Consider the following 16,315-nt stretch of genomic DNA (forward strand, 5'->3'; position numbering starts at 1 on the left):
TCAACCAACAAACTAAAACTTAACACCTTTATGCAAAGCCACCACCCCTGCCGTTAAATTATGGTAACTCACACTATCAAAACCAGCATCCAGCATCATCTGCTTCAATGTCTCCTGATCCGGATGCATACGAATAGATTCAGCCAAATACTGATAACTGTCTGCGTCTTTCGCAATCAACTTACCCATCAGTGGCAGCATCTTAAAAGAGTACAAATCATATACCGGCTTAAGCGGCTTAAATACATGAGAGAATTCGAGCACCAACAGCGTTCCACCAGGCTGCAACACTCGATACATTTCTGCCAGTGCAACATCCTTATGCGTCATATTTCGCAAACCAAACGACACCGATACCAAATTAAAATAATTATCCGGAAACGGCAGCTTTTCTGCATCACACAATGCCACTGGCAAAGCCATTCCCTCATTCAGCAGCCGGTCACGCCCCACTGTCAACATCGAAGAATTGATATCCGTCAGCCAGACCTCACCACTGTGTCCTACCCGTTTGGCCCAACCACGCGACAAATCACCCGAACCACCGGCAATATCCAGCACCTTATCTCCTTTACGTAAAGGAGCTGTGGTAATCGTAAAATGTTTCCAAACCCGATGCAGACCACCAGACATCACATCATTCATCACATCATAGTTTTTGGCTACCGAATGGAATACACCGGCAACGCGTCCCGCCTTTTCATCTTCATCAACAGTCTGATAACCAAAATGAGTTTTGTGATCGCTCATACCACACTTTCAGAATTAAACATTGCCCAAATAAAATCAGCCAGCCATCCACATCAGCCCAGCCGCAGCTTCAATTAGGTAGGTTCACGGCTGGCACCAGCCAGCAATAATTTTTGTTCATAAGCAGCCCAAAGCTCAGGCTGACGTATCGCCAAATCATACAAATAAGCCCAATCATACAGCCCAGTGTCATGCCCATCAGAAAAAGCAATACGCAAAGCATAATTACCCACCTGCTGTAAACCGGCTATCGTCACGTAGCGTTTACAAGTTTGCAATACCTCTTGACCCGCACCATGACCTCGCACCTCTGCACTAGGCGAATATACACGTAGATACTCAGCCATCAGTTCAAACGTCTGTCCAGTATAATCCAGTCGCAGCACCTGCCGATTCTGGCACAAACGGATTTCTGTCGGCACCTTCTCCTGCATAGAAACCGTATCCCCATCACAAGACATTAAGAAACCATACCTATTCTAACCTAATATACCCTATACTGCCCACCCAATAAGCATTCGGCATAATTGGTAATATCACTAATTTACATATAATGAACAGATTAAGAAAAAATGTATTCAACGAATTCAAGTACTTGACAAATATAAATCATTTTATTCATTTAACGAATTAAGTATGCTTAAATGTCTTAATGAAATTAATTCCAAGCAGTTCAATCATTATCAGTAGAATTCAAACTAAAACTGGCTTTTTTTAGTTAAAAAATACCCAAGAAAATGCTGATGTTAGGCACTAATCATAAAAACAAATGACAAACTCCAATTAAATTACCATATTTACCCATTATTGTTTTGTTTCACTAAATGCAAAATATTATTGATAGCGGTTTGAGCTTGAGGACTATTTTTCCAACAAACTGAGCCTGTTAACAATACCCCTTGGTTAAGGATTTCATCTGGAGTAACCTTGCGTAATTTATCAAAAGAATCGAGCTGCATTTGCTCGAGTCTGTCAACAATTTTGCTACCCACAAATTTTAGTTCTAGCAATTGCTGTCGCTCAGATTCAGAAAAAGCCATATCAAACCTTTTAAATTACATAAATATTAATTTTAAGTTACGTTTGCATTATTGCGTTCAATTTTTTCTACTCCCTGATTTTGCTTCGAAACGTTTTAAAAGGTGCCACCGAACTGATATAAATAAAACACACTACCGTCCAAGATTCAGGGAAAAGTAAACAACAAATAAATTAATGACATCAAAATCAACATAATCTATCTTTGAGCAAATATCGTTCATACTACAGAGCTTTTGGGCAATACCCTAAAAATTATTCAACCCAATCCGTACAGACTATTTTATGCATACACTTTGCAAGCCACTACTTAAAGAAGTATATTAACCCTATCAAAAATAGCCAGAGGACGCATACCATGCAAACCAAAGCCATCATCGAATACATCGTAAAATGGTTACGCGACTACGCCGCTCAGGCCAAATGCAAAGGTTTCGTCGTCGGCGTCTCCGGCGGTATCGATTCCGCCGTGGTTTCCACACTTGCAGCCCAAACCGGCCTACCCACACTGGTACTAGAATTGCCCATTCACCAGAAAGTAAACCAAATAGCGCGCGCGCAGGAACACATTCGCCAGCTTAAAAGCCGCTTCAACAACATTGAAGAACACTGGGTCGATCTCACCCGTACTTTCGATTCATTCACCATGGCCGTTGACATCGGCGACAACAAAGATGAGCAAACTCAGCTAGCACTAGCCAATGCCCGCAGCCGTCTGCGAATGATTGCCCTTTACTATTACGCTCAAAAGCGTGGTCTACTCGTAGTCGGTACCGGCAATAAAGTAGAAGATTTTGGCGTCGGCTTCTTTACCAAATACGGCGACGGCGGCGTAGACCTCAGCCCTATCGCCGACTTACTAAAAACACAAGTATATGAACTGGCCAAAGAACTGAATATCGATCAAAAAATAATCGACGCCCCGCCCACAGACGGCTTGTGGGATGCAGACAAAACCGATGAAGAACAAATTGGCGCCACCTACCCTGAGCTGGAATGGGCAATGGGTGTTTACTCCAACCACACCATAGATGATTTCAGCGGTCGCGAGCGCGAAGTTTTTGCCATCTACGATCGCTATCATCGCGCCATGCAGCACAAAATCAACCCAATACCGGTATGTGTCATCCCGCCCGAATTACTCAGTTAATACAAAAAACCAGATTTTTTAATCTGGTTTTTTGTCGACAGTATTTCTGTACCTGAAACATCCAGAATTATTAGACCATTTCGTAGCAGTTATCCATAAACAAAAATTAAAAAAACTATCCCAATCCTGAATTCAAAAAGCCAGACAAATTATGTCTGGCTTTTTGAATTAACATTTGAAACTCAATCTTGCTTCAACAAAGAACAGATATATCCCACCACATTATTCATATCCAATTCAGTTGGTTCAGCTTCTCTGCGAGCCTGATACTCCACCTTGCCGGCTTTTAGACCGCGGTCACCAATCACAACACGATGCGGGATACCTATCAGTTCTGAATCATGTAGCAGCACCCCAGAGCGTTCATCACGATCATCCAGCAACACATCTACACCGGCCTGCTGCAATTGTGCGTATAAATCATCTGCAGCAGCCTTCACCGTATCAGATTTACGATAATTCATCGGCACTATCACCACCGTAAACGGCGCCATCGCTTCCGTCCAGATAATACCGCGCTCATCATTATTCTGTTCAATAGCAGCCGCTACTACCCGTGTAATACCGATACCGTAACACCCCATCTCCAGCACAACATTCTTGCCGTTCTGGTCCAGTACTGTAGCCTGCATCGCCTCTGAGTATTTAGTTCTCAGCTGAAATACATGCCCTACCTCAATACCTCGAGCCAGCTTCAGACTACCCTGACCACACGGGCTCGGGTCACCAGCAATCACCTCACGTAAATCCACAAATTCCGGTTCTGCCGCATCGCGGCCAAAATTAAATCCGGTATAATGATGATCATCCTCATTGGCCCCGATTACCCAATCAGCTGCTTTTGCCGTAGCAAAATCAGCATAGACCTTACCATTAAAACCCACTGGTCCCAACGAACCACCATGGGCACCATTAAAAGCTTTCTCAATTGCAGCCACCGATGCCATCGTCAACGGTGCTTTCACACCGGCCAGCTTCTCAGCCTTAATTTCATTCAGATGATGATCGCCACGAACAAGCAAAAGCACCACTGTACCCTCTTCTTCGCCCTCAACCACCAGCGACTTCAGCGTCTGTTCTACCGGCACATTCAAAAAAGCCACTAATTCATCAATACTGCGCACATTCGGCGTATGCACCTTAGACAACTCTTCAGCAGCACTATGACGTTCACCACTTAGCGGCAAAGTAGCAGCCAGCTCAACATTAGCCGCATAATCAGACCCATCACTATACGCAATTACATCCTCACCGCTTTCCGCCAGTACCTGAAATTCATGCGACCCCGTACCACCAATACTGCCTGTATCAGCCGCAACTGGTCGATAATCCAGACCCAGCCGGTCAAACACCCTGCAATACGCATTAAACATATCCTGATACGATTGTTGCAATGATTCAAATGTCGTATGAAAAGAATAAGCATCTTTCATCACAAACTCACGCGCACGCATTACCCCGAAACGTGGCCGCACCTCATCACGGAATTTAGTCTGGATATGATAAAAATTCATTGGCAGCTGCTTATAACTACGAATCTCACTGCGCACAATATCCGTAATGACCTCTTCACAGGTCGGTCCCAGACAGAACTCACGTTCATGGCGGTCTGTAATTCGCAACAATTCCTTACCATAAAACGACCAGCGCCCACTTTCCTGCCATAACTCCGCAGGTTGCACCACCGGCATCAGCAGCTCAATCGAACCGGCGCGATTCATTTCCTCACGCACAATACGTTCTACCTTGCGCAACACCCGTAAACCCATTGGCATCCAAGTATACAGACCACTGGCTAAACGACGAATCATCCCTGTCCGCAACATAAGTTTATGGCTGGCCAGCTCCGCTTCTGCCGGAGCTTCTTTCAAAGTCGAAATATAAAACTGACTGGCTTTCATAAAAATCTCCCAAAACAGCCGCCATTGTACCAGCCTCCAGCCACTAAAAAAGCATATCCCTTATAGTAAAAATAAATTTTTCAGCAACAAAAGCCTGAGCAAAATCCATTAGGCGTGATATGATTTATCTAAATCAACCACCAAATATCCACTATGAAATATCTGCTCATTTATAGCAGCCGCTTCGGCTACACCAAGAAAATAGCCCAGAAACTGGAAGCGCAGTGGACAGCAGCTGGTATTACAGTAGACATAGTAAATCTCGCAGATGCTCCCATTCTTCAGTCAGGAGAATATGATAAAATAATTATTGGAGCCTCTATTCGCTATGGACACTATGCAGCTGCATTGGCACCCTGGATTATTCAAAATCAGCACATCCTCAACAGCACCCCTAGTGCCTTTTACAGCGTCAGCATATTGGCCAACAAACCACATCGCAACACACCGCAAACCCATACTTATACGCGCAAATTCTTCGCCAAAAGCCCTTGGCAGCCTCAAACAATCGGCATTTTCGCCGGAGAATTGCACTATGCCAGATACAATCTTATTGATCGATATATGATGCGCTTAGTAATGAAACTAAACAAAGGCGAAACCAATCTTAATGCGCATATCGAATATACAGACTGGAAAAAAGTAAGAGAATTTGGAGAACAGATACTCAAACTAACCAAATAAACTCAAACCTGATATTACAATCACAAAATCGCCTTTAAAATAGAAAATTGCATACTATTAATCATAAAAAAATTTTATTCATAATGATTAAAATAACATCAGAGTAAAACTATATTCTGAAACCATTCTTACTAATTTAATTATGTAAATTCAAAGTATACAAACATAAATACCAAAAAACATTTAAAATCATTATGATAAAAAAATTAATTGAAATAAACTTCCCTTCAGTATAAAATAATTATATATCTACCTAAAATATACATATTTGATTAAAATTTACAATTCAATTGTTAGAAAAACAAATTAATTCAATCTGGTATAAATAAATAAAAACTCTGAAAATCATTTAATTAACATAAAATTTGAATATAAAGAGGAAAATTTTCATTAAAACAATTACAACCTCAGTTCCAATATGTACAAAAATTTTGTGATTATAAAATTCATTGTGCACTAAAAATTAAGTGCATAAATTCATTAATTTATTACTACGAAATACCAAATAGAGTTCAATAAAAATCTTTATAATTATTACATTGGAATACTAATAATTGAAAGGACATCATAGCCAAATCTATAAAAAACAGCATACAAATGTCAAATTAAATATACTATTCAGAACCTATACAATTATAAAGTTAAATTAATTTAAAACTAAAAAAATAAAATAGTTACATACTATAAAATATATTTTACATAAAAATAAAACCTTATTCAGAACAATAAGAAAGAAAAAAATAAGCAACCCAAATTTATTAAAATCTACTCAAAGGACTACAATAATGATACAAACAGATAATGAAATGCCAAGTGAAAATAACGATAACTCATATCAATACATATTTCCAGCTGGACATGGACAAAACACTATCAACAGCCAGATAAGTAACAATAACAATTATCAGCATATTAAAATACTATTCGAAAATACCAATGTTACAGATATTATTTTTTATCATTATAAAAATGATTTCATCATAAAAAATAAAAATAACGAAGATTCAGTTACCCTGACAGATTTTTTTAACACCGACCAAACCAATAAATGCCGTTTTACTTTTATCTTCAACGATAAAACATTCAATCCTGAAGATATAACTGATTTAGTCACCACCTTGAACGGTACCGAAAAAGATGATGTACTTAATGGTACCAATAACAACGACATTATTTATGGTGAAAGTGGTAACGATAAACTAAGCGGAAACGAAGGAAATGATCTCTTAATCGGAGGCGATGGAAACGATACTTTAAGTGGAGGCAATGGAGACGATATCCTAGTCGGAAGTGAGGGGGACGATATTCTTAAAGGCGATAGTGGTTACGACACCCTGATTGGAGGACTAGGCAACGATACCCTTTATGGCGGAAATTTCCATAAAGACCAATATATCTTTCAAAAAGGACATGGACAGGATATTATCATCGACAACGGTTATCAATACGACAAACAAGAGTATAACGATATCGTATTTGAACAAGCTAGCTCCATAAACGCTGAATTCATCCGTTCTAATATGGATTTAATCATCCTAGCATATGGTAACGACGATTCCGTTACTTTCAAAGACTATTTCGATCCAAACAGTAATTACAACAACGCCTTCAATTTTATATTTAAAGATAAAACTTTAAGTTACGATGATATTACTGCTATGTCGTTTACCTTAGGTGGTACTTCTGGTAACGATATCCTAAAAGGCTGGAATGGCAACGATATCATTGCAGGCGGTGCAGGTAATGACCAATTGTATGGTGGTAACGGTGTAGATAATATTTTTGGCGGTAAAGGCAACGACACACTCTATGGTGAAAACGGTAATGATTATTTAAGCGGTGGTGATGGTAATGATACTCTCAACGGCGGTGCCGACAACGATATCCTGTATGGTGGCGCTGGCGACGATACCTTAAATGGCGGTACTGGCTACGATATCCTTATTGGCGGTACCGGCAATGATACTCTTAGCGGTGGCAACTATGAAAAAGACCGATATGAATTCGAAGCAGGCCATGGTCACGACATCATTAATGATACCGGAAATGATTCCGATACCAATGAAGTTGTTTTTAAAGGTACCAATTTCTCAGAAACTTATTTCAGCCGTTCCGGCGATGATTTAATCATCAAAGCCTATGGTGAGGACGATTCAATTACCCTACCTAAATACTTTAACAATGGTCCTGACCAATATCGTTCATTCAAATTTATCTTTGAAGATATTACCCTTAACCCTCAGGATATCATTAATAAAATTACATTTACCCAGAATGGTGATGATGATGATAATATCATTACCGGATGGCGGACTAATGATATTATCCGCGGTGGTAAAGGAAATGATACCCTTTACGGCAAAGATGGCAATGATATCCTCTACGGTGAAGAGGGTAATGATACGCTCAACGGTGACATAGGCAATGATATCCTTTACGGTGGCGCTGGCGATGACATTCTAAATGGCGGTGCCGGCTACGATATCCTTATTGGTGGTACCGGCAATGACACTCTCAACGGTGGCAACTATGAAAAAGACCGATATGAATTCGAAGCAGGCCATGGTCACGACATCATTAATGATACCGGAAATGATTCCGATACCAATGAAGTTGTTTTTAAAGGTGCCAATTTCTCAGAAACTTATTTCAGCCGTTCCGGCGATGATTTAATCATCAAAGCCTATGGTGAGGACGATTCAATTACCCTACCTAAATACTTTAACAATGGTCCTGACCAATATCGTTCATTCAAATTTATCTTTGAAGATATTACCCTTAACCCTCAGGATATCATTAATAAAATTACATTTACCCAGAATGGTGATGATGATGATAATATCATTACCGGATGGCGGACTAATGATATTATCCGCGGTGGTAAAGGAAATGATACCCTTTACGGCAAAGATGGCAATGATATCCTCTACGGTGAAGAGGGTAATGATACGCTCAACGGTGACATAGGCAATGATATCCTTTACGGTGGCGCTGGCGATGACATTCTAAATGGCGGTGCCGGCTACGATATCCTTATTGGCGGTACCGGCAATGACACTCTCAACGGTGGCAACTATGAAAAAGACCGATATGAATTCGAAGCAGGCCATGGTCACGACATCATTAATGATACCGGAAATGATTCCGATACCAATGAAGTTGTTTTTAAAGGTGCCAATTTCTCAGAAACTTATTTCAGCCGTTCCGGTGATGATTTAATCATCAAAGCCTATGGTGAAAACGATTCACTTACCCTGCCTAAATACTTTAACAATGGTCCTGACCAATATCGTTCTTTTAAATTTATCTTTGAAGATGTTACGCTTAATCCTCAGGATATCATTAATAAAATTACATTTACCCAGAATGGTGATGATAATGATAATATCATTACCGGATGGAGAGGGAATAGCCTTATTAACGGAGGTAAAGGAAACGATAAACTTTACGGCAATGGCGGTAATGATACTTTAATCGGTGGTACAGGTAATGATTATATGGAGGGTGGCTATGGTAACGACACTTACGTTTTTGCCAAAGGTCATGGCCAAGATATCATTAATGAGATTCAAGGTACTGCCGATACTATTCAATTTACCGATGTCGATTTCGAAGATGTAAAATTCCGCAGAGATAACAATGATTTGATAATTTTTGGCTACAACAATAACGATTCGGTGCAAGTGAAAGATTTCTTCACCAGTGATAACTATGCCATTGAAAACTTCGTGTTTAAAGATCAATCCATCACCCTCACTGATTTTCGTAAAAATGGTATGAAATTGTTTGGTACCAGCGGTAATGATGATATCTCGCTTAATAATGGTCGTTTTCTTGTCTATGCAGGAGAAGGTGATGACAAAATTACTACAGACAATAGTAATGATCTTCTTGATGGTGGCGATGGCAACGATAAACTGTACGGCAAGGATGGTAATGATACTTTAATCGGTGGTACAGGTAATGATTATATGGAGGGTGGCTATGGTAACGATACTTACGTTTTTGCCAAAGGTCATGGCCAAGATATCATTAATGAGATTCAAGGTGCTGCCGATACTATTCAATTTACCGATGTCGATTTCGAAGATGTAAAATTCCGCAGAGATAACAATGATTTGATTATTTTTGGCTACAACAATAACGATTCGGTGCAAGTGAAAGATTTCTTCACCAGTGATAACTATGCCATTGAAAACTTCGTGTTTAAAGATCAATCCATCACCCTCGCTGATTTTCGTAAAAATGGTATGAAATTTTTTGGTACCAACGGTAATGATAATATCTCACTTAATAATGGTCGTTTTCTTGTCTATGCAGGAGAAGGTGATGACAAAATTACTACAGGAAATAGTAATGATCTTCTTGATGGTGGCGACGGCAACGATAAACTGTACGGCAATGATGGTAATGATACTTTAATCGGTGGTACAGGTAATGATTATATGGAGGGTGGCTATGGTAACGATACTTACGTTTTTGCCAAAGGTCATGGCCAAGATATCATTAATGAGATTCAAGGTGCTGCCGATACTATTCAATTTACCGATGTCGATTTCGAAGATGTAAAATTCCGCAGAGATAACAATGATTTGATTATTTTTGGCTACAACAATAACGATTCGGTGCAAGTGAAAGATTTCTTCACCAGTGATAACTATGCCATTGAAAACTTCGTGTTTAAAGATCAATCCATCACCCTCGCTGATTTTCGTAAAAATGGTATGAAATTGTTTGGTACCAGCGGTAATGATGATATCTCGCTTAATAATGGTCGTTTTCTTGTCTATGCAGGAGAAGGTGATGACAAAATTACTACAGACAATAGTAATGATCTTCTTGATGGTGGCGATGGCAACGATAAACTGTACGGCAAGGATGGTAATGATACTTTAATCGGTGGTACAGGCAATGATTATATGGAAGGTGGCTATGGTAACGATACTTACGTTTTTGCCAAAGGCCATGGCCAAGATATCATTAATGATATTCAAGGTACTGCCGATACTATTCAATTTACCGATGTTAATTTCGCAGATGTAAAATTCCGCAGAGATAACAATAATTTGATTATTTTTGACTACAACGACAATGATTCGGTGCAAGTGAAAGATTTCTTCACCAGTGATAATTATGCCATTGAAAACTTCGTGTTTAAAGATAAAACTGTTACTTTAGCGGATATACATAGTTTAGTACAAAAAATATAATTATTGGTGAGGTTCAAAGTTCAAAAACAGATCTATCATTTACTTTTCAGCATAGCTAATTTTTCTAAGCGATTTCTTACCAAGATAGCTTATTTCAATTAGAGAAATTTAAAGAAGAGAAGATTTGCAAGAAACAGGCATCATCATTATATGAGGCCTGTTTTTATATGAAATACAAAATCCTTCAAATCTGTCACCATTGTTTTAAATAACTTTATTATTTTTTACGGTGACCTGCCCTATGCGTTCATAAGCTTATCTTCGCATAAACCAGTCCATGCACACTTCTACCAAAAAATACACACACTATAAAAGCCAAGGGATAAACATGAAACTAGATGTATTCATTGGGAAACTAATCTGCCCAATCCCTTAATTATCCTTTTAAATATTAAATTATAAACAATATTTTATATTAGTTTTTTATAGCAAAAATTTCATAAACATTCTATCCAGAAAAAAAATATTTGAATAATAAAATCATTAAACTATTAAAAAATCCCATTTGCAGAACTTATGTTAACTATGTTAATTTATGGGATATATTCATTAATTTATCATTTACTACAGAGATAAAATATAGAGCTTATGAAAAATTATAGTTTGCAGAAATTATCAAGAGTGCCATAAAAAAACTTTACATAATTTTTTGGTTAACATAAGTGAACAATTCAAAGAAATTTAACTTAAATATTGAAATTAAAATTGGCATCACTTTTATCAAATTTCTCTTTATCACTTCTTTCAACCTACAAAATGAGCAAAAGAATGAATAAAACTGTTAAAAATATCCAAACTGGGAACGACTGGGCTAAAGATCGCTATTTTTTTCAGCCAGGTCACGGACAAAGCATCGTAAGAGACAAAGGCAACGAATATGACAAAGCCCAATACAATGATCTAATTTTTACTCGAGCCTGTGCAAGCAATGCCACATTCAGCCGTTCTGGTAACGATTTAATCATCAAAGCTTACGGACCGGCAGATTATGTAATATTGCCTGATTACTTCAACCCCAATAACGCTTACAGCCGCGCATTCAACTTTGTCTTTGCCGACAAAACTTTAAGCAGGAATGACATAGCCGCCATGACTTTTATGCTTAATGGCACCAATAATGATGATGTACTTTATGGTTGGGAAAGCAACGACATTATTAATGGTGGAGCTGGTAACGACACCATCTATGGTGGCAACGGCAATGATACCCTGAACGGTGACTCTGGAAATGATCATCTATACGGTGGCTATGGCAACGATATCCTCAATGGTGGTGATGGTGACGACTATCTGGAAGGTGAGCATGGAGACAACATGCTGGTTGGTGGAAATGGTAACGATATCCTGATAGGAAGTGATGATGGCTACAATGTTCTTATCGGCGGTACTGGTAACGATATACTGGCTGGAGGAGATGGCAAAGACCTCTATATTTTTCAAGCCGGCCATGGGCGGGATGTAATTAACGATAAAAGCAGCCAAACAGATGTAAGCAGTATTAATGATGTTAAATTTGAAAAGGCTTACGTAAAAAATGCCCTATTCAGCCGCTCGGGAAATAATTTAATTATTGAAGCTTATGGTGGCAATGATTCAGTGACTTTAACCGATTATTTCTGCCCCGATAGTCCGCAAAAGCGTGCCTTTAATTTTATATTCGAAGACAAAACACTTACTGTTGAAGACATTGCACAAATGACCTTTGTGATAAACGGTACTTGGATTGATGACATTATTGCAGGCTGGGACAGTAAAGACATTATCAGTGGCTGGCTGGGAAATGACACGATTTACGGCGGAAAGGGTGACGATATACTCTATGGAGATGCCGGTGATGACTGGCTGTATGGCGAAGAAGATAACGACACTCTCAATGGTGGCGATGGAAATGATCATCTATATGGTGGAAACGGTCAAGACGTACTTAATGGTGGCAGCGGTAATGATTTTCTGGATGGAGGAAATGGTAAGGATTTCTATATTTTCCAGGCCGGTCATGGACAAGATACCATTCAGGATAATAGTACAGACACTGACAAAACCCAGTTTAACGATGTTATTTTCGAAAATGCTTGTTCTACTGATACCAAATTCAGCCGCTCAGGTAATAATCTGATTATTAAAGCATATGGTGATAAGGATTCTGTTACCCTCACAGATTTCTTTAATTCAGATAATCAATACAGCCGCTCGTTTAATTTTGTCTTTTCTGATAAAACATTAAGTATCAATGATATTGCTGCTATGACTTTCACAATCGATGGCACCAATGGAGACGATATACTTAAGGGCTGGGACAGCAACGATATCATTAACGGCGGATTGGGAAATGATATTATTTATGGCGGTAATGGCAACGATATTCTTAATGGAGACGATGGAAACGATAAACTCTATGGAGAAAATGGTAACGACTATTTAAGCGGTGGAGCCGGTGACGATTATCTTGATGGTGGCAATGGTAACGACATACTTATAGGTGGAAATGGCAATGATATCTTAATAGGAGGGCATGGTTATGACATTTTGGATGGTGGAGCAGGAAATGACATTCTAAGTGGTGGAGACTGGGAAAAAGACCGATATATCTTTCAGGCCGGCCATGGTCAGGATATCATCAATGATTTAGGTTCAAGTACGGATAAAGAGCAATACAACGATGTTGTATTTGAAAATGCCTTTATTCAAAATGTGATTTTTAGCCGCTCAGGCAATGATCTTATCATTAGAGCTTATGGTGGCAATGATTCTGTTACTTTAAGCAATTTTTTTAGTCAAAGTAATACCGGCTATCGTGCTTACAATTTTGTTTTTGCCGACATAACTTTGCCAGCAGATATCATCAATAATATAAACATTTCGACAAACGGTACCGACGGTGATGATGTATTACATGGGTGGGAAGGTAACGACATCATCAACGGTAAAGCGGGAAATGATATCCTTTATGGGGGAAGTGGTAACGACATACTGAATGGTGATGCCGGTAATGACAAACTCTATGGAGAAGATGGCAACGATATTCTGAATGGTGGTGATGGAGATGATTACCTTGATGGCGGTAATGGTGACGATATTCTTGTCGGCGGTAGCGGTAACGATATCCTGATAGGTGGCAATGGCTATGATGTACTAATTGGCGGTACTGGTAATGACATTCTTTCAGGTGAAGAAGGCAAAGACCTGTATATCTTCCAGACTGGTCATGGACAGGATACTATATATGACAAAAGCCAATCAACAGAAAAATGCCAGTTTAACGATATAAAATTTGAAAAAGCATTATCTTCGAATGCTGTATTTAGCCGCACAGGAAATAATTTAATTATTAAGGCTTATGGAAGTAATGATTCTGTTACTCTGGCTGATTTTTTCAACCGCGAAAACCCCTATACCCGTGCATTCAACTTTATTTTCGAAGATAAAACATTCACCGTCGATGATATTGCTAAAATGACATTCATAATTGAAGGTACTAATGCAGATGATGTGCTCAATGGATGGGACAGCAACGACATCATCAATGGCCGAAAAGGCAATGATGTTATTTACGGAGGTAAAGGCAACGATATTCTCTATGGGAATGAAGGTAATGACACAATTTACGGAGAAGAAGGTGATGACAATATTATTGGCGGTAGTGGCAATGATATCCTTCTAGGCGGTGGAGGGAATGATTCACTCTTTGGTGAAGAAGGCTACGATATACTGAATGGAGGTGTAGGTAATGATTATCTCTATGGTGGCAATTTTGAAAGAGATATGTATGTTTTCAATGCCGGCCACGGACAAGATGTAGTCAGCGATATGGCTGCAAATTCCCAACAAGGTGATATTCTGGCTTTCAAAGACTATAAAAGTAATGAATTGTGGTTTAGTCATAACGGCAATGATTTAATTATCAGCCATCTAGGCACTAAAGATCAGGTGACAGTTAAAAACTGGTATCTCACTGATTACTGTCGCCAATACAGCATCACCACAGCTGATGGTAAAGAAATATTTGCCTCACAAATTAAGCAATTAGTGAATGCCATGTCATCCTTTAGTTCTGATTCGCAAAACATCCCATCAATAGATGAACAAAAGATGCTATTCAATCAGCAGGCAATCATTTCATCATACTGGGGAAATTAAATCTAAATCTTTAAAACCAATTTAATATTCAATAAAAGGAATCCTCCAAGGGATTCCTTTTTATTTTTCCGAAAAATTATTTTAAATAAGCAAACATATAATTTAAAAATAAAACCGGCTAAGTAAAAATACAGAGCCAGTTTTACTTTACAAACTGAGATGTGTGTCCATCCCAAACAAATATAAATTGTTATAGGTGCATACCAGTTAGACGAGCAGTATCCTGAGCAATCATCAGCTCTTCATTGGTTGGAATCACCATCACAGATGCTTTACTATCTGCTGTGCTGATTACACCTGGCGTACCAAAGCAAGCTTCCATATTGGCATCATGATCCAGAATCAGACCAAACACATTCAGATAATTCACTACTTTTTCACGCATCATGGTAGAGTTTTCACCAATACCTCCAGTAAAGACCAGCGCATCAAGACTGCCACAAGCAACCATCATGCCGCCTACATATTTAGCTAAGCGGTAAGCAAAAACATCCAAAGCCAGCTCTGCCCCTTTATGTCCATTAGCGGCTGCTTCTTCCAGCATGCGGCAATCATTGGACAGATTAGATAAACCGAGCAATCCGCTTTCCTTGTTCAGCATTTCAGTAATCTGTTCGATGCTCATTTTGGCATTAGCAGCTAAGAATGAAAAAATACTTGGATCAAGGTCACCACAACGGGTACCCATTACGAGCCCTTCCAGCGGAGTCAGACCCATGCTGGTATCCTGTGAACGGCCGTTTTTCACAGCTGTAATGGATGCACCATTGCCCAGATGAGCAATAACCATACTCATTTCATTGATATCACGCTTTAAAAAAGCAGCGGTTTCCTGTGCCACATAGCGATAGCTGGTACCATGAGCACCATAACGGCGCACACCATAACGAGTATATAGGGTAGATGGAACAGCATAGTGATAGGCATGCGGAGGCATAGTCTGATGAAATGCAGTATCAAACACCGCTACCTGCGGTAAGTCCGGAAATGCCTGCTGAGCAGCCTGAATACCCAGAATATGAGCCGGATTGTGTAATGGAGCCAACACAATACAGGCTTCGATATCTCGCATTACTTCAGGAGTAATCACTGTAGACTGCGTAAAACGTTCACCACCATGAACCACACGGTGACCAATCGCTTTTACGCGATCGTATAGTCCTAAATCTTTCAGCTGTTCCAGCAAAGCCATAACAGCAGCTACATGGTCATGACTACCTGTCAAAGCGTGTTTGTGTTTTTCACCATTTATTTTGAAAGTAATGAAAGCATCAGTATTGCCTACTTTTTCAGCCAGACAGCTCATTAAAACTTCTTTTTCGGCCACATCCATTACTGCAGCTTTCACGGAAGAACTGCCGCAATTAAGTACCAATACTAAATCTTGCTCACTCATGTTGTTGTCCTGTTTATTTTATTTACTCAGTTTGAAAAAGAAAGTTCAT

9 protein-coding genes are annotated in these 16,315 nt (G+C 39.2%); 4 read left to right on the top strand and 5 right to left on the bottom strand.

Features of this window, described 5'->3' with window-relative positions; genetic code table 11:
* Positions 1–12: 12 nt before the first annotated feature.
* The 3 genes from ubiE to ABU615_RS02750 form a co-directional block, all read right to left on the bottom strand.
* On the bottom strand, positions 13–750 hold the full coding sequence (gene ubiE, locus ABU615_RS02740; protein ID WP_267389944.1) for a bifunctional demethylmenaquinone methyltransferase/2-methoxy-6-polyprenyl-1,4-benzoquinol methylase UbiE: 738 nt from the start codon (positions 748–750) through the stop codon (positions 13–15).
* Positions 751–824: 74 nt separating this feature from the next.
* Positions 825–1,211 (bottom strand): gamma-butyrobetaine hydroxylase-like domain-containing protein, encoded by a 387-nt coding sequence (locus ABU615_RS02745; protein ID WP_367487746.1) that lies wholly within the window; start codon positions 1,209–1,211, stop codon positions 825–827.
* Between the two features lie 336 nt (positions 1,212–1,547).
* Complete coding sequence (locus tag ABU615_RS02750; RefSeq protein ID WP_367487743.1) at positions 1,548–1,790, bottom strand: recombinase RecA; 243 nt, start codon at positions 1,788–1,790, stop codon at positions 1,548–1,550.
* Positions 1,791–2,146: 356 nt separating this feature from the next.
* Here ABU615_RS02750 and nadE point away from each other — a divergent pair, with 356 nt between their 5' ends.
* Positions 2,147–2,938 (top strand): NAD(+) synthase, encoded by a 792-nt coding sequence (nadE, locus tag ABU615_RS02755; protein ID WP_367487740.1) that lies wholly within the window; start codon positions 2,147–2,149, stop codon positions 2,936–2,938.
* 182 nt (positions 2,939–3,120) lie between these two features.
* Here nadE and ABU615_RS02760 read toward each other — a convergent pair whose 3' ends face one another.
* The gene (locus ABU615_RS02760) at positions 3,121–4,839 is read right to left on the bottom strand and encodes a proline--tRNA ligase (RefSeq protein WP_370389166.1); all 1,719 of its coding nucleotides are present in this window, start codon (positions 4,837–4,839) and stop codon (positions 3,121–3,123) included.
* Positions 4,840–4,992: 153 nt separating this feature from the next.
* On the opposite strand from ABU615_RS02760, the gene hemG reads away from it, so the two are divergent.
* The 3 genes from hemG (at position 4,993) to ABU615_RS02775 (ending at position 14,870) form a co-directional block, all read left to right on the top strand.
* Complete coding sequence (gene hemG, locus ABU615_RS02765) at positions 4,993–5,523, top strand: menaquinone-dependent protoporphyrinogen IX dehydrogenase (protein ID WP_367487737.1); 531 nt, start codon at positions 4,993–4,995, stop codon at positions 5,521–5,523.
* Positions 5,524–6,308: 785 nt separating this feature from the next.
* Positions 6,309–10,733: a calcium-binding protein gene (locus ABU615_RS02770; protein WP_370389167.1), complete on the top strand. Its 4,425-nt coding sequence runs from the start codon at positions 6,309–6,311 to the stop codon at positions 10,731–10,733.
* 768 nt (positions 10,734–11,501) lie between these two features.
* Positions 11,502–14,870 carry a calcium-binding protein gene (locus ABU615_RS02775; protein ID WP_370389168.1) on the top strand — a complete coding sequence of 1,123 codons (3,369 nt, stop codon included), beginning with the start codon at positions 11,502–11,504 and terminating at the stop codon, positions 14,868–14,870.
* A 190-nt stretch (positions 14,871–15,060) separates the two neighbouring features.
* Here ABU615_RS02775 and ABU615_RS02780 read toward each other — a convergent pair whose 3' ends face one another.
* Positions 15,061–16,266, bottom strand: coding sequence for an acetate kinase (locus ABU615_RS02780; protein WP_370389169.1), 1,206 nt, complete (start codon positions 16,264–16,266; stop codon positions 15,061–15,063).
* Positions 16,267–16,315: the final 49 nt, after the last annotated feature.

Origin of the sequence: Snodgrassella alvi (genome assembly GCF_040741455.2) — a bacterium.
GTDB lineage: Bacteria > Pseudomonadota > Gammaproteobacteria > Burkholderiales > Neisseriaceae > Snodgrassella > Snodgrassella alvi_E.

Excerpts from the sequence above, each read along its gene's own strand:
- ubiE (WP_267389944.1), bottom strand. The coding sequence starts at position 750 with ATGAGCGATCACAAAACTCATTTTGGTTATCAGACTGTTGATGAAGAT.
- ABU615_RS02750 (WP_367487743.1), bottom strand. The coding sequence starts at position 1,790 with ATGGCTTTTTCTGAATCTGAGCGACAGCAATTGCTAGAACTAAAATTT.
- ABU615_RS02780 (WP_370389169.1), bottom strand. The coding sequence starts at position 16,266 with ATGAGTGAGCAAGATTTAGTATTGGTACTTAATTGCGGCAGTTCTTCC.
- hemG (WP_367487737.1), top strand. The coding sequence starts at position 4,993 with ATGAAATATCTGCTCATTTATAGCAGCCGCTTCGGCTACACCAAGAAA.
- ABU615_RS02770 (WP_370389167.1), top strand. The coding sequence starts at position 6,309 with ATGATACAAACAGATAATGAAATGCCAAGTGAAAATAACGATAACTCA.
- nadE (WP_367487740.1), top strand. The coding sequence starts at position 2,147 with ATGCAAACCAAAGCCATCATCGAATACATCGTAAAATGGTTACGCGAC.
- ABU615_RS02775 (WP_370389168.1), top strand. The coding sequence starts at position 11,502 with ATGAATAAAACTGTTAAAAATATCCAAACTGGGAACGACTGGGCTAAA.
- ABU615_RS02760 (WP_370389166.1), bottom strand. The coding sequence starts at position 4,839 with ATGAAAGCCAGTCAGTTTTATATTTCGACTTTGAAAGAAGCTCCGGCA.
- ABU615_RS02745 (WP_367487746.1), bottom strand. The coding sequence starts at position 1,211 with ATGTCTTGTGATGGGGATACGGTTTCTATGCAGGAGAAGGTGCCGACA.